This is a genomic window from Shewanella frigidimarina (genome assembly GCF_003797125.1).
GTDB lineage: Bacteria > Pseudomonadota > Gammaproteobacteria > Enterobacterales > Shewanellaceae > Shewanella > Shewanella frigidimarina.
The window spans coordinates 1-19788 of the sequence record NZ_RKKE01000009.1; the positions used below are offsets into that span (position 1 = coordinate 1).

15 protein-coding genes are annotated in these 19788 nt (G+C 41.4%); 6 read left to right on the top strand and 9 right to left on the bottom strand.

What is annotated here, in order from left to right; all coding sequences use genetic code 11:
* The first annotated feature begins 508 nt into the window (after positions 1 to 508).
* Complete coding sequence (locus EGC86_RS18875; protein WP_123778590.1) at positions 509 to 952, top strand: RNA recognition motif domain-containing protein; 444 nt, start codon at positions 509 to 511, stop codon at positions 950 to 952.
* Between the two features lie 47 nt (positions 953 to 999).
* On the opposite strand, the gene murI is transcribed toward EGC86_RS18875, so the two are convergent.
* A complete protein-coding gene (gene murI, locus EGC86_RS18880; protein ID WP_011635618.1) occupies positions 1000 to 1779 on the bottom strand; it encodes a glutamate racemase in 780 nt (259 codons plus the stop codon).
* 129 nt (positions 1780 to 1908) lie between these two features.
* Here murI and trmA point away from each other — a divergent pair, with 129 nt between their 5' ends.
* Positions 1909 to 3006 carry a tRNA (uridine(54)-C5)-methyltransferase TrmA gene (trmA, locus tag EGC86_RS18885; protein WP_123778592.1) on the top strand — a complete coding sequence of 366 codons (1098 nt, stop codon included), beginning with the start codon at positions 1909 to 1911 and terminating at the stop codon, positions 3004 to 3006.
* Between the two features lie 79 nt (positions 3007 to 3085).
* On the opposite strand, the gene fabR is transcribed toward trmA, so the two are convergent.
* A complete protein-coding gene (gene fabR, locus EGC86_RS18890) occupies positions 3086 to 3703 on the bottom strand; it encodes an HTH-type transcriptional repressor FabR (protein WP_011635616.1) in 618 nt (205 codons plus the stop codon).
* A gap of 156 nt (positions 3704 to 3859) precedes the next feature.
* On the opposite strand from fabR, the gene EGC86_RS18895 reads away from it, so the two are divergent.
* Positions 3860 to 4969: an acyl-CoA desaturase gene (locus EGC86_RS18895; protein WP_123778594.1), complete on the top strand. Its 1110-nt coding sequence runs from the start codon at positions 3860 to 3862 to the stop codon at positions 4967 to 4969.
* Between the two features lie 80 nt (positions 4970 to 5049).
* On the opposite strand, the gene EGC86_RS18900 is transcribed toward EGC86_RS18895, so the two are convergent.
* Entirely contained in the window at positions 5050 to 6906 is a 1857-nt protein-coding gene (locus EGC86_RS18900; RefSeq protein WP_011635614.1) for an MFS transporter, read from the bottom strand.
* A complete protein-coding gene (locus EGC86_RS18905) occupies positions 6893 to 7507 on the bottom strand; it encodes a TetR/AcrR family transcriptional regulator (RefSeq protein WP_123778596.1) in 615 nt (204 codons plus the stop codon). The genes EGC86_RS18900 and EGC86_RS18905 overlap by 14 nt, the downstream gene beginning before the upstream one ends.
* A 197-nt stretch (positions 7508 to 7704) precedes the next feature.
* Here EGC86_RS18905 and selD point away from each other — a divergent pair, with 197 nt between their 5' ends.
* Together selD and mnmH are read left to right on the top strand one after the other, a co-directional pair.
* Entirely contained in the window at positions 7705 to 8760 is a 1056-nt protein-coding gene (gene selD, locus EGC86_RS18910; protein ID WP_123778598.1) for a selenide, water dikinase SelD, read from the top strand.
* Positions 8760 to 9860: a tRNA 2-selenouridine(34) synthase MnmH gene (gene mnmH, locus EGC86_RS18915; RefSeq protein WP_123778600.1), complete on the top strand. Its 1101-nt coding sequence runs from the start codon at positions 8760 to 8762 to the stop codon at positions 9858 to 9860. The genes selD and mnmH overlap by 1 nt, the downstream gene beginning before the upstream one ends.
* 255 nt (positions 9861 to 10115) lie before the next feature.
* Here mnmH and cysQ read toward each other — a convergent pair whose 3' ends face one another.
* From cysQ to EGC86_RS18940, 5 genes are all read right to left on the bottom strand, one after another.
* Positions 10116 to 10925: a 3'(2'),5'-bisphosphate nucleotidase CysQ gene (gene cysQ, locus EGC86_RS18920; RefSeq protein ID WP_123778602.1), complete on the bottom strand. Its 810-nt coding sequence runs from the start codon at positions 10923 to 10925 to the stop codon at positions 10116 to 10118.
* A 116-nt stretch (positions 10926 to 11041) separates the two neighbouring features.
* Positions 11042 to 11629, bottom strand: coding sequence for an ADP compounds hydrolase NudE (nudE, locus tag EGC86_RS18925; protein WP_102036084.1), 588 nt, complete (start codon positions 11627 to 11629; stop codon positions 11042 to 11044).
* Positions 11630 to 11856: 227 nt separating this feature from the next.
* Positions 11857 to 17673 carry an Ig-like domain-containing protein gene (locus tag EGC86_RS18930; protein WP_165872461.1) on the bottom strand — a complete coding sequence of 1939 codons (5817 nt, stop codon included), beginning with the start codon at positions 17671 to 17673 and terminating at the stop codon, positions 11857 to 11859.
* A gap of 727 nt (positions 17674 to 18400) precedes the next feature.
* A complete protein-coding gene (locus EGC86_RS21245) occupies positions 18401 to 18607 on the bottom strand; it encodes a GNAT family N-acetyltransferase (protein WP_165872462.1) in 207 nt (68 codons plus the stop codon).
* 10 nt (positions 18608 to 18617) lie between these two features.
* Positions 18618 to 18860: a hypothetical protein gene (locus EGC86_RS18940; protein ID WP_123778605.1), complete on the bottom strand. Its 243-nt coding sequence runs from the start codon at positions 18858 to 18860 to the stop codon at positions 18618 to 18620.
* A 249-nt stretch (positions 18861 to 19109) separates the two neighbouring features.
* Here EGC86_RS18940 and yrfG point away from each other — a divergent pair, with 249 nt between their 5' ends.
* The gene (gene yrfG / locus EGC86_RS18945; protein WP_123778607.1) at positions 19110 to 19775 is read left to right on the top strand and encodes a GMP/IMP nucleotidase; all 666 of its coding nucleotides are present in this window, start codon (positions 19110 to 19112) and stop codon (positions 19773 to 19775) included.
* Positions 19776 to 19788 lie beyond the last annotated feature (13 nt).

A 19788-nucleotide genomic window follows, 5' to 3' on the forward strand; every position in this document is an offset into this window, starting at 1 on the left:
ATTCCGAAGAACAGAAGACAATTTCGAATAACTCAATACCTGTGAATGTCCACACAGATTACTTGATAAATTGTTAAAGAGCGTTGACCGTTTCAGTAGGTCAGGGCTGCGTATTCTACGCATTCCCCTTATGGCGTCAAGTGTTTTTTCAAACTTCTTTTTGCCTGTTATCAACATCACTAAGTGACTGTTAATAACGCTAACTGGTTTTCGCTTTCGCTGTATGCCGTGTCAGTGGATGCGCATTATAGGCAGCTTAAGATTTAGTGCAAGCGCTTTTGTGCAAGATATGTTTCGAGCGTTGAACTTTTATGCAGATCGTTCTTTTTTTAACTTTTTTGATTAAAGAACCACCTTTGGTTAATTAGTAAATTACTTGTTTTTGATATTTAAGTCGCTTTTGAGCTCAATTTTTCAACAGTGGTCTGGTTTATCTGGTAATTTTTAATTAGTATGTAATAGTATTTAACAGTTATTTATCATTTTTATATTCATTAGAGATTATTTTATGCAGAAATCATTCGTGATTGTTTTGATTGCGGCGCTTCTTGGCGCTTTTGTTTTTTCTCAGTTTGGCGGCACATCATCTTCGGTAGCGTTTATTGCTGGTGTAGTCGTTGCAACGTTAATTTTCACCTTTATGCCATCTAGTGGTTCAAGCTCTTCTGACGAACCTTATGTTGGTCCTACAATGACACTATATGTTGGCAACTTGCCTTATCGTGTTCATGAGGGAGAAGTAAAGGCATTGTTTGGTGAGTACGGGCCTGTTAACTCAGTTCGTTTAGTACGAGACCGTAAAACTGGACGTCGCAAGGGATTTGGATTTGTTGAGATGTCTGAGGCGGGAGCTCAAAAAGCAATGTCGAAATTAAACGACTATAGCTTTCAAGAGCGCACGTTAAAGGTAAGAGAAGCTAAATCACAAGAATCTGATTCAGAAAATAGCTAATCGTTATTGAACTAGGTTCTTAGCACTATCGTTAATTAATAGTGTTGTTAGTCGGTTATGGTTACCAGCGAAAAATCACTAAAACCATAATCGACTAATGCTGCTTTCAGCCCTTGGCCAATATCTTTGGTATAACACGCTTGTAATTGTTTATTACTATTACTTTCTTTACTCAGTAAAAACCTTACCCGCTTTGCTACCGCCTCCCCTGAATCTAATAGTGTTACCCCTTCACCAAGATAATGACTTATTTCTGTCGCTATCATAGGGAAATGGGTACAGCCCAATACTAGGACATCAATATTTGATGCCGCTATTGGTGCTAAGATTTCGTTTAGCTTGTCCATATCTATTTGCTGTTGAGCAACATACTGCTCAGCAAGTAATACTAAATCTGAAGTCCCAAATAATTCAACTTTACAGTTTCCTGCAAACTGATTGATTAATGCTTGAGTGTAATCTCGTTTCACTGTTCCAGGCGTAGCCAATAAGCCAATGTGCTTTTTCTTCGATAACATTGCCGCAGGTTTAATAGCAGGAACAACTCCCACGATAGGAATGGTTAATTGCTGGCGTAATAGAGGCAATACCAAAGTGCTGGCGGTATTACAGGCAACCACCACAATACTGGCATTCAAACGTCGCGCATGATGAGTAATAAGTGCAACACATCCAGTTATTAACTCTTGCTCTGATAAATTGCCATAGGGTAAACGTGCATTATCAAATAAGTAACAATAATCATGCAGTGGTAGCTGTTTTCTAATTTCGTTCATTACCGACAATCCGCCGATACCAGAATCAAACACTAAAATAGGTCCAGACAATATGGGCTCCAAATATGTATATGCTCAGCATTAATCGTCGGGTCACTTTATACTTAGGTGCGTAATACTAGACATCAGCGTCATTTAGTATAATATTTGCGCCCTTTTTTACGTAATTAGGTGGACGATATGAATTTAGCTGCAATGGATCCTAAAAACTACGATGCACAATTACAACAAAAGCGCATCAAGCTAGAAAAGGCCTTTGCCGATTTCAATCCACCAGCACTTGAAGTCTTTGCTTCTGAGCCTATGCATTATCGTATGCGTGCTGAATTTAGGATGTGGCATCAAGGTGATGACTTATATTACTACATGTTTGATAAAGCACTGAATGTAAAAGTGCGTTGCGATCAATATTTACCTGCGGGTTTAATCATTAATCAAATGATGGCTGCATTAATTGCAGAATTAACACCTAACCCTGCATTACGTTATCGGTTGTTTCAAGTTGATTTCTTGTCGACGTTAAGTGGCGAAATTTTAGTGTCTTTGTTGTACCACCGCCAGCTTGATGAAGAATGGCGTGAACAAGCGACTCAATTAAAAGCTAAGCTATCTGCTCAATTCAATGTCAACATTATAGGCCGTGCGCGTAAGCAAAAAATCGATTTAGACAAAGATTTTGTTGTTGAGACCTTAACGGTTAATGAACAGGTATTGCATTACAAACAAATTGAAAACAGCTTTACTCAGCCGAATGCAAAAGTCTCTGTAAAAATGTTGGAATGGGCTATTGATGCGACTAAAGACAGCCAGGGTGATTTACTAGAATTGTACTGTGGTAATGGTAATTTTACGATTGCACTGGCACAAAATTTCAATCGTGTATTGGCAACAGAGCTGGCCAAGCCTTCAGTTGATGCAGCGCAATACAACATCGATATTAATCACGTTGATAATGTTCAAATTATTCGCATGTCTGCTGAAGACTTTAGTGATGCTATGGCGAAAAAGCGCCAATTTAGACGTTTAGAAGGCATCGACTTAGACAGTTACGATTGTAATACTATCTTTGTTGACCCTCCTCGTGCAGGCATTGACCCTGAAACATTAAAGCTTATCCAAGGTTATGAGCGGATTTTGTATATTTCATGTAATCCAGAAACACTGAATGACAATTTGTTAACCTTAGGCCAAACGCATAAAATAACGCGCTTTGCGCTATTTGACCAATTTCCATATACCGACCATATGGAATCGGGCGTATTACTGGTTCGCAAGTAACCTGATTAATTTTAGTTACACATAATACTAGGGCGCGAATATTCGCGCCCTTTTTGTATCTATCACGTAATGCTTATACTTAGGCGCGATTGTCTATTTTGTGCTGTAGCGCTTCAGCTCCCGTTGCGACCATACGCAACTGCAGTACGAGCTGATCGGCCAATGATTTACGCTCACTACGTTTAGAGTCCAAAGCTGATGCTCCCGCATTAAACACTAAAATAACCAACGCTTCAGCTTGAGCACGCGCTAATACAGGTGTTCGGTTTGCCTGTGCTTCGGTGTAATGGGCAAGTTCAGAAATAAAATGTTCAATTTCACGCTCAACTGCAGCTCTAAATGCTGCTGAGGTACCGGAGCGTTCGTGTAATAGTATTCGAAATACGTTCGGATTTGACTCTAATACTTCCATAAAAGTGTCGACAGAAATACGGATCACACTACCACCAGCTTCCGCACGTTGACGACCTTTACGCATCATTTGACGTAATGTTAATCCGCCTTCATCGACCATGGTCAAGCCAAGTTCGTTCATATCTTTAAAATGGCGATAGAATGATGTGGGCGCAATACCAGCTTCGCGAGCAACTTCACGTAAGCTTAGGCTGGAAAAACTTCGTTCAGCACTGAGTTGATTAAATGCAGCATCCACTAATGCACGACGTGTTTTTTCCTTTTGTTGTGCTCTAACACCCATTTACTAATCCATTCAGTCAATATTAATTCACAGATAATACCGTTTTTAAAACAGAAACACAGCCCTGTTAAGCTTGACCATGACTAGTTCACTAAGTTAAATTAGCGTACAATTGTACGCTCAACTTATTTAAACCTATTATTGGAACCCTACTAAATGAAAAAACCTCCAATCATTTGGCTTAATACCTTGTTATTTGCCATTACTTTTATCGGCGCCGTGGTATTAATCCCTTGGCGTGGTTTTACCCATGGCTTTGATGGCATTGAATGGATTGCATTTGTTGTTTTCGCTTACGCAAGTGGTCTATCGATTACTGCGGGTTACCACAGATTATGGTCACACAAAGCTTATAAAGCCCATGCATCAGTTCGTTTTTTATACGCATTAGGTGGAGCATTGGCGCTACAGAACAGCGCATTGCATTGGTGTAGTGATCACCGCATCCATCACAAACATGTTGATAATAATGATAAAGACCCGTACTCAGCTCAAATGGGATTTTGGTACAGCCACATAGGTTGGATGCTACGTGAGTATCAAGCGAGTCGTTACAGCGACTACAACAACGTGCGCGACTTACAAAACGATCGTATCGTTATGTGGCAGCACAAGCACTACTTAGCCTTAGTGATCTTAATGAATATTGGTTTACCAGCATTTATAGGTTGGTTAAATGGCGATATTTTATCAATGGTTCTTATGGCCGGTTTACTACGCCTAGTGGTTGTACATCACTGTACTTTCTTTATTAACTCATTAGCCCATATTTGGGGTAAACAACCGTACACAGATAAAAACTCAGCCCGAGATAATGCATTTTTAGCGTTACTTACATACGGTGAGGGGTATCACAACTTCCATCATATTTTTGAAAATGATTATCGCAATGGCATCAAATGGTGGGACTACGATCCAACCAAATGGTTAATCAAGCTTATGAACTGGTTTGGTTTAGCGAGTGATTTACGTAAAGTGCCACAAGAGCGTATTGAAAGTGCACGTTTGCAGATGCAACTTTTACAAGCTCAGAATCAGGTTGCTCACTTACCTAACTGCGATGAAATTATAGAAAAGTTTCAAGCAGAGTATGAGCTGATGAAGCAACACTTAGTTGACTATTATCAAGCCAAAAAGAGTTTGTTAGAGGCGAAGCGTAAGCAACTTACAGATCACAATCTGAAGCAACAAGTGCAATTATTACGTAATCAGTTTCTTGAACAACAACGAAATTGGAAAAGCCTCACAGCTGCCTACGCCCAGTAAAGCTAATGCCTAACCATTTAAAAGGTCACGTACGCACGTGACCTTTTTTGTTTTGAGCAGCTTCACTAGTACATCATGTGCTAATTAAATTGCTGAGTCACCTGCTGCTGTAACGCTTTGCAATTGGTCGTAGCTCCGTCAACTGAAGGTGCAATACTCACCGATACTTTAGACCAGAAACGTTTAGGAAAAGTGGTCAGTGCATGCCCACCTTTATGGCTAAAGTAAGATCCCCATAACCCTGTTAACGCTAACGGTATTACCGTCACAGGATCCCGTTGTAAAATTTTATCAATGCCAGGTCTAAACTCACCAATTTCACCGTCTGGAGTTAACTTCCCTTCCGGAAAAATACACACTAACTCATCGTTAGCTAATGCTTGGTGTATCTGTTCAAATGCATTTAGATATGTCGACTCACACTTTTTAGGTGAACAGATTGGGATAACGCCAGCGTGCCGAAACAAATACTTTAATAATGGAATTTCGCTAATCGACTTATCCATTACAAACCGAATAGGTCGAGTCGATGCGCCCATAATGACTAACGCATCAACGTAACTCACATGATTACTGACAATAATTCCTGCCCCTTGTGCCGGAATATGTTCTCTACCTCGTACATTCACCCTATACATAACATGGCTCAGCAAATAACTGATAAAGCGTTGGGTAAACTCTGGCACTTGCGAGTAAACATATAACAGCACAACCAAATTAAGCACGCCGACAAGCATAAATAATTCAGGGATACTCCACTGAAATACCCCAAGCAACACTATCGATAATACTGCAGAGCCCACCATAAAGAAGGCATTAATGATGTTATTCGCCGCAATAGCTTGAGCACATTCTTGTTTTTCTGCACGAGTTTGAATAAAAGCATACAGTGGCACAATGAATATCCCGCCACTTAGGCCGACAAGAAACAAATCGATCATCACACGATAATGCTGCGCGTTAGCGATAAATGACTCGAAGCTATACACAAAACCTGGCTCAACAAGCTCTAGCGGAATAGCTGCTATCATGTCAAAACTAAATACGCTTAAGCCCAAGACCCCAAATGGTAATAAGCCTAACTCAACATGCCCAAACGAAAAACGCTCACACACGTACGACCCAACCGCAATACCGACAGAAAATAACGCCAGTAACAATGATACTACCGTAGCATCCGCATGTAAGTGCAGCTTGGCAAAGTTAGGGAATTGAGTTAAATAGGTGGCACCCAAGAACCAAAACCAGCTAATGGCGAGAATGGCCATCCAAATAGTCTTGGTTTGTCGCGCTTTATTAATACAACGCCAAGTGCCAGAAAATAACGAAAATTTACTAGGGTTTAAATCACCTTGGGCAGGCAATGAAGGAATCGCACGGCTGGCAAGATAACCACAAATAGCCAACACACAGACAATGATTGCAGCCCACGTTAAACCATTTTCATTAGACACCACCAAACCGGCGCTTAGGGTACCGACAAGAATCGACAAAAAAGTGCCCATTTCAACCAGAGCATTACCTTTTACTAACTCTGCTTCGCTTAGGGCTTGAGGTAATAATGAGTATTTTACTGGACCAAAGTATGCAGACTGGCTGCCGGTTAAAAATAGCAGCAGCAACATCACCATATAACTCTGACTGATAATCGCGATAGCCGCTGTCGACATGATAATCAGCTCTAACAACTTTAACCGTCGAATCAATTTTGCCTTATTCATATTGTCAGCCACGATACCAGCATGAGCAGAAAACAAGAAAAAAGGTAAAATGAACACGCCAGCAGCTAAATTAACAAACAAGTTAACGTCAATCGGTAATGCATTTAATTGGCTGTACGTCACTAACAAGAGCAACACATTTTTATAAAAGTTGTCATTAAGCGCACCTAGGCATAAGGTCGCAAAATAGGGGAAAAATCGTTTAGTTAGCAGCATTTGAATTCCTTTTTATGCTCATTCCATCAATATAACTGCTTACATGACTCATCAACATGTCTTGTAAACAGGATTGTGTCTCAAATAGTTTTCCATCCAATGACAAACACGTTAACCCATGTATCCCACCCCAAAGTACGCGGCTCATCGTTTCAACCTCTTGCTCACATGCAAGAGGAAAGTATTGACTTAGCTGAGACTCAACGTCAGAAAATAATGATTTAATCAGCCCGAGGTGAGCCACAGGTAAAGGCTGGTCACCCGCCATTGATAATTCAAATACCAATCGGAAACAGCGTCGATTCGCGAAAGCAAACTGACTATAAACTAATGCCATTTGCTCAATTGTTTGTTTTGGCGTGGTCGGTTTAATTAACTGTAACTGCGCAGCAAGCTGTAACAATGTTTGCTCAGATACCGCGAGTAATAAGTATTGGTAACTACCAAAAATATTAATTAACGTACTTGGCACGTAACCAATGGTTGCCGCAACTTTTCGTAAACTTAAGTTATCGACGCCATGGCATTGTAAATGCTCAACCACTGCACTAATAGCCATATGGCGGATCTGCTCATGCGTATGCTCTTTTCGTCTCGCCACAATACCAACCTAAAAATGATATGCACCTTATGTAAGTTGATAAATTAACAGCAAGCAAAATAAAAAACAACGTTCATAATAATTATTTTTTTAATTAAAAATACACGACTAGGTTTGATAAACCGCGAATAACCAAGAAATAATCCTTGAGAAACATTATAATTGCTCATCAATAAGCCAGCGACAGAAACACAACCATGCCTCATACCAATATAAAACTTACCGAATATAGCCATGGCGCAGGCTGCGGCTGTAAGATCTCTCCTAAAGTCTTAAGCACTATTCTTGCGTCACAACTCCCCGTGTTTACTGACCCCAATTTATTAGTCGGTAATCAAACCCGTGACGATGCTGCAGTTTACAAACTCAATGAACAAACCGGCATTATCAGTACCACCGACTTCTTTATGCCCATTGTGGATGATCCATTTACCTTTGGAAGAATTGCCGCAACCAATGCCATCAGCGATATTTATGCCATGGGCGGCACGCCAATTATGGCTATTGCCATTTTAGGCTGGCCAGTTAATGTATTGCCACCAGAAGTGGCACAGCAAGTGGTTGATGGCGGACGCCAAGCTTGTGCCGATGCAGGTATTATGTTGGCTGGAGGTCACAGTATTGATGCGCCTGAACCTATTTTTGGTTTAGCGGTTACAGGCCAAATCCCGCTTGAGCGAGTAAAACAGAACAACACTGCCAAAGCGAATGATCGTCTATATCTCACCAAACCGATTGGTATTGGCATTCTGACTACAGCACAGAAACAGAAAAAGCTGCGTGATGAAGACAGTCAAATTGCCCCAAATGCGATGTGCCAGCTCAACACGATAGGTATTGATATCGCTAAAATTACTGGGGTTAATGCATTAACGGACGTCACAGGATTTGGACTGGCAGGTCACTTAATTGAAGTCTGCCAAGGTGCACAACTTAAAGCTAATATCGTTTTATCCCAAGTCCCTTTACTCCCTAAAGTCAGTGATTACCTCGCTCAAGGTTGTATTCCAGGCGGTACCCATCGCAATTTTGACAGTTATAGCGAACATTTGCCGCCATTAACAGATGACCAGAAAGCGATTATTTGCGATCCACAAACCAGTGGAGGACTATTAGTTGCCGTGAGTGCAGAGGCTGAACAGGAACTTAAAACACTATTAGAAGCCAATGGAATTGACGCTATTTGTATCGGTATGCTCAATACTTATGAGCCACGCGCTGACGGACACGATATCCTTGTGGAATTAAACTAATGAGCGAGGTCATCCCCAGCTCAGAATATGGCAGACTTCTATTAGAAAACCGTCCATTAATTGACGTAAGAGCGCCTATCGAATTCATTAAAGGTGCTTTTGGCCACTCGATTAATTTACCATTAATGCAAGATGGTGAACGCGAAAAAGTGGGCACATGCTATAAAAGACGTGGCCAAGAGGCTGCTATAGCATTAGGTCATGAGCTGGTGAAAGGTAAAATTAAACAGCAACGTATAGATGCTTGGCTTGCTCAATTGTCACAACATCCTGACAGCTATTTATATTGTTTTCGTGGCGGTTTGCGCTCAAAGCTATCACAGCAATGGATTAAAGAATCAGGCATAGACATCCCTTATATTGAAGGGGGTTATAAAGCCATACGTAGTTTTTTAATTAATACTATTGAGCAAGCGCCAAGCCAATCTAAAGTGCTGATTTTAAGTGGCATAACAGGTAGTGGTAAAACGGAAGTTATCCATCAGCGAGATGAGTCTGTCGACCTTGAAGGCCTTGCCAACCATAAAGGGTCGAGCTTTGGCAAAAATATCGATCCGCAACCCAGTCAAATTAACTTCGAAAATAATTTAGCCGTGGCATTGCTGCAGCATCAACAACAGCAACATAACCATTTGCTGTTAGAAGATGAAAGTATGCTAATTGGTCGTTCAGCCCTGCCAAAGCATTTTTACAGCGCAATGCAACAAGCTGATATTATCGTACTCGACGAGCCATTAGACGCGCGTTTACCGCGTTTATTAAATGACTATGTTGAGCAAAAACTGGCTGATTATGTATCTGGATTAGGTGAGCAAGCCGGTTTCGATGCATTTAAAGCATATTTGACTCAAAGTTTATTGGGCATTCGTAAACGCTTAGGCGGTAAGCAACATCAAGAATTGCAGGACTTGGTTGATAATGCGCTAAACGTACAACAAAGCCAAAATGATACCAGTAAGCATTTAGACTGGATAAATCTGTTACTCGATATTTATTATGACCCGATGTATCTATATCAACTTGAAAAGAAACAGGACAGAGTTATCTTTCAAGGCGACAGACAGGCGATACATCAATGGTTAGATAGTCATAAGTCATAAGTTATTTCAGCAAAAATGCCCTCATGATGAGGGCATTTTTATGTGTATCTCACCAAATTCAGTATTGAAATCAACATAAATCTGGTCACAGTAGTTCAAGACTCACTGTTATTAACGGGTAAAACTGCACACAGCCATCACGACTTACATCACGTGTTTAATGTCGTTGCCAAGTATATGATTAATAAATTGACCTATGTTTAAAAAAACAACACATCAAAAAATCAATTAATCTTCATTGAAAATATAAACAAACTAATTAGTTAACAATATATCCCACGGGAGATTTGCACTGCCTACAACAATAAAATTTGGGTTTTCGAGTGTTTCACGCTCATTGTAGGTCATAGGCTGTAAATTAATATCAATCAGTGCACCGCCTGCTTCTTCAATAATGATCTGCGCAGCACCGGTGTCCCATTCCCCAGTAGGTCCTAAGCGTACATAGCAATCAGCACGTCCTTCGGCCACTAAACAACTTTTTAATGCTGCACCACCCATCACCACTAACTCACAATGATTAGGTTTATTGAGTAACTTTAAAACTGATTGCGGATCTTGACGACGACTGACCGCTAAACGTAAATTCTCTGGTTCATCACCGGTTAATTGTTTACTGGTGATACGTATCTCGTTCTTACCATCACGCTTATAAGCACCTAGCCCGGCTATTGCGTAATAACACACCTTAGTCATCGGCACATAAACCACTCCCATAATAGGACGGTTATGTTCAACTAAGGCAATAATCACAGAAAAATCACCACTACCCGCAATAAACTCACCCGTGCCATCTAATGGATCAACTAACCAATAGCGTTTCCATGTTTCACGGACACTTAATGGAATATCTGCAGCTTCCTCACTTAAAATAGGAATATCAGGCGTTAGCTCCGCTAACTGGCGGCAAATAATATCGTGCGCGGCTAAATCGGCAGACGTGACAGGAGTATTGTCGGACTTAATTTCGCGCTTGAAGTTACCTTTAAGGTAAATATCACGAATTTTTTGCCCAGCTTCCGTTGCGATGTCTATAACTTGCTCAATTACATCTTCTGGCTTCATTATTACTCCAATTGCTGGATTCGATAAAGATGACCTCACAAGGACATCAATAAATAAGGCTATTGCCTATTCGATGTTGCTGTTTAATGACTAACTCAATACCACTAGTGAATAATCTATTTTACGCCGTTGACTTCATTTGTAAGATTATCTGTTGGTTTATTGAGATATTGCTGAGTTAAAAAAAGCGCACTAACACTACGAGATTCTGAAAAATCAACATTTTCGAGTAATAACTGCCAATCCGATAATGGCCAAGGGATCACGTCTATTGGCTCAGGCTCATCCCCTTCTAAACGGCTAGGGTACAGTTTTTCAGCGACAAAAATATGCATTTTGCTGGAAAAGTAGCCTGGCGCAAGTGATAACTCTTTTAGATGAGTCAATTGATAACTGCCAAAACCAATTTCTTCTTGGAGCTCACGATTAGCGGCTTCAACTGCTGTTTCGCCAGGGTCTATCAACCCTTTAGGAAAACCGAGCTCATAATTATCAGTGCCGGCTGCGTATTCACTAGCTAATAGTAAATTACCTTGATGAATAGGCACAATCATCACAGCACCTCTGCTACCGCCCTTCATTCTTTCATATTGACGCTCTACGCCATTAGAAAACTTAAGGTGTACCTGCTCGATTTGAAACAGTCTGCTTTTGGCAACAATTTCAGTATGCAGGATTTCCGGCTTTTTATGCCGCTGTGTCATTGAAGCCTCGTCAAATGATGTGATGTTCACAAAGGTCAATCTTATACCAAACACAAAAAATATGTGACCTGTTTTTACCCCTATAAAACGCCTAAAACAGCGATAAAAAGTGATAATACAAGCTAATAACGACTCAAAACAGCGATAGAATTATGACATAAAAAATATCCCCTTATCTAAGCATTAGAAATAACATGCTGATAAGAGGATATAAAAACCACTAAAGATTAAAACTGATAGCGAAGGTTTAATTGATAACTCAAAATATCGTTAGGTGCCAAAGCAATATAATCAATGCCCAAACCTGCTGACCAATTGCGAGTAAATTGATAATCTAAATGCATGCCGGTGTACCAATCTGTACCATCAAACTTAGTCGTTAACGTTTGCCCTTGAGAGTAACTTTTGACTTCAGACTCCCACACTAACACCCCTACAGGCACGGAAAATCGCCATCCATCATGCTCTACTAAACTCAAGTCGACACCCACATTGAATCCTGTAGGTAATATTGGCGACACGGATTTGAATAACTCATGATATTGGTCAGTATTTAAACTCTCGCCACTTATCTGCGTAGAGCCTTCACCAAAATCGATATATCCAAGCTCAAAAGCAAGTACTGAATTAACTTGATAGCCGATACTGAAGCCAAAGCTCGTATCGGATTTATCGAAGGCCTCTATCTGTCCTGTTGGGATTTCCCGCTGTAACTCTGCTTGGGTATTTACGGATTCGCTAAAACCAACAACAGCATCCAAATACCAAGGTGATACCGAAGATGATCCTTGGGCTTGAACATGGCTCGAGCTGGCCAGCAACACCACTAAACCCAATGATAAAACCTTATAATATTTAAAACCGCTCTCCGGTTTGAGACGCAGCATTATCACCAACAATAGCAAACCACTCCAAAGCCAGTGCATGCTACCGCCACTTGACTCATTTTCGACCACTTGAGCCTGATAAGCCTTCACTGTAACCATTACGTTCGCAGTAGCCTCGCCACCTTCACCGTCACTAATGGTATAACTCACGGTATCAACACCTTCAAAACCAGTTATTGGGGTATAACGGATTTTGTTGTTTTCAATCATTACGCTACCTTGCTGTGCACTAACTGCAATCACGCTTAATGTTTGATTGTCAGCATCAGTATCATTACTCAACACATCCAATATCAATGTGGTTTTATCATCAGTACTGGCCATATCATCCACTGCTATTGGGGCTCTATTCGCCACAACAGTCACGGTTAACTTGCTGCTACCAGTCCCACCTTTACCATCACTGATGCTATACACCAATACATCTGTCCCAATGAAATCTTCCGCTGGTAAGTAACTTATTTGCTGATTATCCAACACCTCTGCAGTACCAAACTGGCTAATGACTTGCTTCACCGTCAAGGTATCGCCATCAGCGTCACTGTCGTTCGCCAGCACATCAATTTCAATGCCCTGATTAACTGGCACTGTAACTGCATCGGCAATCGCAAGGGGCAATGCATTACCGTTGAGCATAACCGCTACCCCACCCGGATCTACTATGGTGCCATTGGCGATACCATCATCATCATTCGGACCACCATCTTCTATGGTTAGTTGCACACACCAGTGCCCTTCAGTTAATCCCGCCAGCCATTCAGCAGCGCCTGGTGGAGGACAATAACCGGAGTTACCTGCACTAGACATCACTTCGTTGTTGGCGTTGGACACAAAGTCTTGCCAGCTACCGCGTACAAATTTGCGATACACGGCATTTGTGGGGACGGGTAATGTTTGAGGAATAACGACTCTCACACTGTCGCCTTGTTTAGGTAAATCCGTGAGTTCAAAATCAAACAGACCACCGAGATTATCCGCTTGTAGATCGTCAATTAAATCATCTTCTTGAACTTCGATACCATCACTACCGTTTAGCTGCGCAGTATTACCCAAGCGCAAACAAACTCCTGATTGGCTCTCGGCAAGGAAAAGCGATTGGTCATTGTTTTGCTCTTGCAGCACGTTACATTCATTAATCGCATCAAGGTAATCCGCAATACCATCATTATCGGTATCAGCAAAACCTTCTTGATCATCAGGTATTAAATCACCATCAGAATCATCACCAGTAAGTATTGGTAATGCAGCTTTGACCAGCAAGGTTAATTGCACTGTTGTCGATAATTCAGGAATACCATCATCAGTCACTACAACACTAATTGGGTAATTACCCTCATCAAGCTCACTTGGGTCAAAATAACTTCCCTGTTCGTCGCTTTCTAATATCAAGGTACCTGTAGACCAAACCTCCGAGAGATTATCTTGTACATTAGCATCGCGAGTGCGCGCTTTAAGATACACCTTGCCTTCTTGCTTACTCACTTGACTGCGCAGTTCATCTGATTGCGTCACCTGAATACTGGCCTGCGGAGCAATATTGGCTTCAGTGATTAATAACCGTGTTTCATGTTGTCCACTGAGATTCAGGCTTGGGTCTAAGCTGATAATCAACTCTTCATCTGCTTCTGTTATGCCATCATCGAACACATTGACGCTAAAGCTTGCGCTTAAACCTGAAGTAATTTCAAACACACCATCCACTAAGTCATGGTCATTAGCATCGCTACTACCAGACACTGTATAAGGAATACTCACGGGGTACTGCACTGATATGCCATTTAAGTACACACTAAATTGCACCTCACCACCTTCCGCAACCACCTGATTTCGACTAATCGAAATCAAAGGATTCACCGTCACTTTTTGAGATTTAATTGAGCTGAGACCTTGGCTATCAGTCGCTTGCCAATAGGCTAAGTGTTCGCTTGGTGCAAATAATTGTTGAGTATTGACTAAAGATACCGCCAATTTATTACCCGCTTTATCTACTGCTTTAGCAACGCCTAATTTAATATTAGTGAACAACCCGGTCGCATTCGCGGTAATGTCCTCAGGCACGGTAATCACAGGCGCATCCGCAGAGCCTTCTCCTGTAATAAGCAGCTGGACTTTGGCATTGCTTCTGCCTTTTTGACCATCAGAGATGGTGTAACGCAAGGTTACAGGACCGACAAAATCAGTAGGTGCTTGATACTTAAGCTGCGACGCCACTACTTGTACACTACCCACATCGGCAGCTGCACCATCAATGATCAAAATATCGCCATCAACGTCGGTATCATTATCAAGTACAGCAATGGTATAACTGCTATCTGTTGATGCACTTTGACTATAACTGTCATCCACAGCCTGAGGTTCATCATTAATTGGATTAACTTTGATACTCACCAAACCAGGTTGTGAACTTAGCTCGGCATCTTTGGCAATAAAACTCACGCTATCATCACCATTAAAATCGGCCTCTGGTGTGTATAACCAAACCGATCCATGCTTGTCTAACTTACCTGATGTTGGTTGAGTTAAAACCTCAAAACTGAGGACATCGTTTTCAGGATCGGTGGCACTAAAGCTAATACTCAATGAGCCATCTTCGTCTAATGTGACACTGGTGTCGCTCGCAACCGGAGCACTATTGGTCGCATTAACGTCCAAAGTAAATGCTTGCGTCGCAAATAAACCTGCGGCATCGGTTACTTTTAATTCAACAGCATGGCTACCAATATTCTCTTTACTAGGCACACCAGTTAAATTACCTGTTGTCGTATTAAGGCTTAACCAAATAGGTATGTTTACAGCACTATAGGTGAGAGTATCGCCAACGGTATCCACAGCTGTCAGTGTGTAGCTATAACTTGCACCTTGATCAACGTTCAATATTGGACTCGAATTAATCACTGGAGCACCATTAGGTGTCACGCTGTTAGAGGCACTCGACGCGGCACTAGTGCCCGAAGAGCTTTTAGCCGTGACACTAAAGGTATAAGCGGTGCCATTGGTTAGCCCCAATACTGTTAATGGTGAGCCTGCACCGCTGGCGGTCAGACTACCTGGGGTTGAGGTCACTGTATAACCCGTAATAGTTGCACCACCATTATTCGTTGGAGGCGTAAAACTCACTGTTGCTTGGGTATCTCCGGCTACTGCAGTACCTATACTCGGCACTCCCGCTACGACTGCATTAACATCAAACGTCTGACTCACTTGCGCTGCTGCTGAATAAGCCGCATTACCAGCCTGGTTAGCATTAATCGTACAGCTTCCTGTCGTGACAAAACTCAAGGCCCCGCCACTGCTGATAGTACACACCCCGGAAGTCGATGAGGTAAAGCTTGGTGTTAAGCTTGAGCTGACACTCGCTACCAACGTTGGCATAGTGCCAAAATTTTGTGCTCCTGGATTAGTAAAAGTAATAGTTTGCAGAGCCTGAGGAATGACACTGTTAGAGCTTACCGAAGCCACACTACTACCAGCAGAATTGGTTGCCGTGACACTAAAGGTATAGACCGTACCATTAGTCAAGCCTGTTACAATTAATGGAGAAGAAGCACCACTAGCAGTAAAGCCTCCAGGACTAGAGGTAACTGTATAACCTGTTATCACCGCACCACCATTATTAGTTGGCGCGGTAAAGCTAACACTCGCCTCACCAATACCTGCTACTACAGTACCTATAATAGGCGCATCCGACACTGTTGCAGCATTACTCACAGTGATACCGTTACCTGTCAAATCAGCGATATTAATCGCAAGATCTGCACCTGTATTCCAGTCTTCTGCTGCTGCAATATTATAAGTTACAGCGCCCGTTGAACTAGTACCATTTTTATTGAGACGACTGATTAATTCGTTTTTATCAGTACTATTAAGAGTAACTGAAAAACTACTGCCATTGGTAATTTCAACGCTATTTGAAGTTAAGGTATGACTGCTCGCGTCACCCGTGAGGGTGAATTTGGAGATGTCGATATCATTTCCCCCCCCAGTTTTACTCAACAATCCGCTACCAGTGACCACTAACATCCCGGTACTTACATCATAAGTTGCACTGCTAATGGAAGGCGAAGGGACATTCGATACAGTAACGCCATTTGAGGCATCTGCAATATTGCCACCAGTGATTTCACTATTCCAATCATCCGCTGCGGCTAAATTGTAAGTCGTGCCGCTAGTGGAGCTATTGCCGTTTTTATTGAAAATGGTCTCAACCACGCCATAATCAGTGGTATTTAAGGTAACGGAAAATGAACTTGTGCTCGAAGTTTCAACATCAGGAGACGTCAACGTATAGGTCGCACCACCTTCAGCGGTAAGGGTTAACAGACTAACGCTAATATCATTGTTAGCGCCAGGCAGGCCAACTAAATTGGTACCTGTGGCGGTGAGTATATGGGTACTGCTATCGTAAGTCGCTGAGGTAATGGTAGGTGCACTCACATTACTGACTGTGATGCCATTGCCAGTTAAATCTGCTGGCGAAGATTTTGTAACATTCCAGTTAGCTGCTGCAGCCAAGTTATAAACGCTTCCGTTAATAGCATCGAAACCGTTTTGATTTAATAAACCATTAATAGCCAGTTTATCAGCAGCATTTAACGTAACAGAGAAGGCACTTGAGCTACTGGCTGTTACATTAGAGCTAGTCAGGGTATAAGTGTCATCATTGCGACCAGTTAACGTCAGTTTACTCACATCAATAGCGTCGCCAGCAGTCATACTAGGCGCTGTAACAGCCAATATTCCAGTATTGGCATCATAGTTAGCACTGGTAATACTCGGGGGAGCGGTAACAGTAAACACTAAGTTATCAAGACCATTTCTCCAGCCCGAAGCGGAATAGGAATAAGTTAATGATGTAACTCCGACCCAAGTAGAGGGGGTGTGGGTCGTAACACTTCCCGCAAGCGCGCCGTCGTTATCTGCGATGCTAAAAGCTGTGCCAATATTGGGCGTCAGCACATAATGGTTGCCTGTTGAGTTATTAGTAAACTCTGCGATTTGAATCGAAGATATGGTGATTGGGACATTAAATGTCACAGTATAAGTATCGGAACCGCCCATGACGCCTGGGTCTAGAAAGCCTGAGGATACACCATTGAGATTACCGCCATCGGAACGTGTGGCCGTCAAAGTCGTAGTGCCATCATCGGCGGTTGTCATTACTGTCGGAGTTCCTCCGCCTGTGTATATTGACATAGTGAATTTAGCAGCCAAAAGCTGATTAGAGCAAAGAAACAATGGCAAGATAAGCAGCCACCGAGAAAATAATGTAAATTGGTATTGTCTCTTCTCTACAACCCTGTTTTTTCTATTGGTCGACGGAAAAAGCGACCAATAAAAGTTTTTTTGTAGAATATTCATTTGCATCCCTTAAACTTAGATTGATTATTATTTATAAAGTAATACAGCTTTTACTACACACGCCTTGTATTTTTTATTGAAACACGATTGGCGACAACCAACATAACTACATGATTGTAAATATTAAAAATTAAATATTACTTTATTAAAACTTATGATGGAGTCACGCTATTAAGTAAAAAGTGTTCAATGACTCCTTAGAGTATTTATGATTAAGCTAATTAACCTTGACTGTTTTAAACGTCATAACTTCTGAAACCAAGCGTAAAAATAGAGACCTAGAGTTATCGATAATGAGTCCCTTGCAATTTACTACCTACCACCAGTAAAAAAATACAATGAGACGAGTGATACAATTGTAGTAAAAAAAACAACATTGTAACCTTTAGGTAACAGGAATATACATTAGAATATGCTTATCATAAAGTAGACCAACATCAAAAAACCTTCTTTTAATCTTCTACCTTTCAATCTTATTCTCAATATCAATCACATACATACATACATACATACATACATAATTGCACTACATACTTCCATGAGTGTCTGACACGCCTATAAGATTAAATCCTTGTCGAAGGTAAAGCGCTTTTGCTCTTGGATTGTCTAGCGCGACAGACAAGCAAATAGGGACCTGCCGTACCTTGGTATCATATTTAAGCGCTTCTAAAACCGCTGAACAAATGCCTTTACTGCGCGCCTCTGGAGCGCAAACCAAATCAACAAGGTGCAAACATTCTGGATTAATCGCTAAGGCCTGCTTGGCGGCATAGAATATAATCCCTTGAACTAGGAAACTGGCTTTTATAGGACATTTGTTGCAGTTGATATTGCTGCTGCAATATCAGATCCACTGCTGTTTGGGGTAAACCAAGCTGATTGAAATCGCTGCGAGTAGCATGAAACAGCTCTGCCATGATAAATACGTCATCATCACTAGCTGGGCGTACACTGAAATTCAATAGCGGGTTTAGCTGATTTAACATTAATACCTACCAACGGATGACAAGGTTAGCAATTGATTGTAGCTGGCTGATAATGCCACGATGCAACTCGTTTGAATTTAGCCACAAGCAAATATTTTAATAACCATGGTTAACAAGAGTTATACATTTAGGCCCTGATCTTTGCAGTATCAAAGTGGTGCCATAAATGTTAAAAACTAACTTCAAGGCTAGTACAAGTAGAGATAACCACAAGTGATTGCAATGCTTTTTTCTGCAAAGGATTAATTGATGTTTGACTGGAATGCTATAGACACAGTACTGCTCGATATGGATGGTACCTTGCTTGATCTGCATTTTGATAACCACTTTTGGTTACATCTTGTACCGCAACAATTAAGCATGCAACGCAAAATAAGCTTGGATGAAGCCAATACTCTAGTCAAACAAGCTTATTATGATGTGGTTGGCACCTTAGATTGGTATTGTCTTGATTACTGGCAACGCTATTTACAACTCGATATTTTGGCGCTACACCATGCATCGGCAGACAGAATTAAACTTCGCCAAGACAGCATGCCTTTTTTACAGGCATTGGCTGGGGCAAGTAAACAACGTATTTTATTTACCAATGCTCACCCTCAAAGCTTAGCGCTTAAGCTAACTCATACCAATTTAGGCCACGGTTTAGATAAAATGTTATCGAGCCATGAAAGCGGTTATCCCAAAGAACATCCGCAATTTTGGCAGTATGCACTGACTAAGTTCAACTTGGATCCGTCACGGTGTTTATTTATTGATGACAGCGAAGTGATATTAGCGGCATCGAAAAAGGCAGGTATAGGTTATCAACTCGGGATTAAAAATCCCGATAGCCAGAAACCTCATATTGAATTTGCCAACTTTCCCGCGATTACAGATTACCAGCCGCTATCGTTGGCACTGAACTCGGTATAAGCGATGTCGCTAT

Excerpts from the sequence above, each read along its gene's own strand:
- EGC86_RS18875 (WP_123778590.1), top strand. The coding sequence starts at position 509 with ATGCAGAAATCATTCGTGATTGTTTTGATTGCGGCGCTTCTTGGCGCT.
- trmA (WP_123778592.1), top strand. The coding sequence starts at position 1,909 with ATGAATTTAGCTGCAATGGATCCTAAAAACTACGATGCACAATTACAA.
- fabR (WP_011635616.1), bottom strand. The coding sequence starts at position 3,703 with ATGGGTGTTAGAGCACAACAAAAGGAAAAAACACGTCGTGCATTAGTG.
- EGC86_RS18895 (WP_123778594.1), top strand. The coding sequence starts at position 3,860 with ATGAAAAAACCTCCAATCATTTGGCTTAATACCTTGTTATTTGCCATT.
- EGC86_RS18900 (WP_011635614.1), bottom strand. The coding sequence starts at position 6,906 with ATGCTGCTAACTAAACGATTTTTCCCCTATTTTGCGACCTTATGCCTA.
- selD (WP_123778598.1), top strand. The coding sequence starts at position 7,705 with ATGCCTCATACCAATATAAAACTTACCGAATATAGCCATGGCGCAGGC.
- mnmH (WP_123778600.1), top strand. The coding sequence starts at position 8,760 with ATGAGCGAGGTCATCCCCAGCTCAGAATATGGCAGACTTCTATTAGAA.
- cysQ (WP_123778602.1), bottom strand. The coding sequence starts at position 10,925 with ATGAAGCCAGAAGATGTAATTGAGCAAGTTATAGACATCGCAACGGAA.
- nudE (WP_102036084.1), bottom strand. The coding sequence starts at position 11,629 with ATGACACAGCGGCATAAAAAGCCGGAAATCCTGCATACTGAAATTGTT.
- EGC86_RS18930 (WP_165872461.1), bottom strand. The coding sequence starts at position 17,673 with ATGACAACCGCCGATGATGGCACTACGACTTTGACGGCCACACGTTCC.
- EGC86_RS18940 (WP_123778605.1), bottom strand. The coding sequence starts at position 18,860 with ATGTTAAATCAGCTAAACCCGCTATTGAATTTCAGTGTACGCCCAGCT.
- yrfG (WP_123778607.1), top strand. The coding sequence starts at position 19,110 with ATGTTTGACTGGAATGCTATAGACACAGTACTGCTCGATATGGATGGT.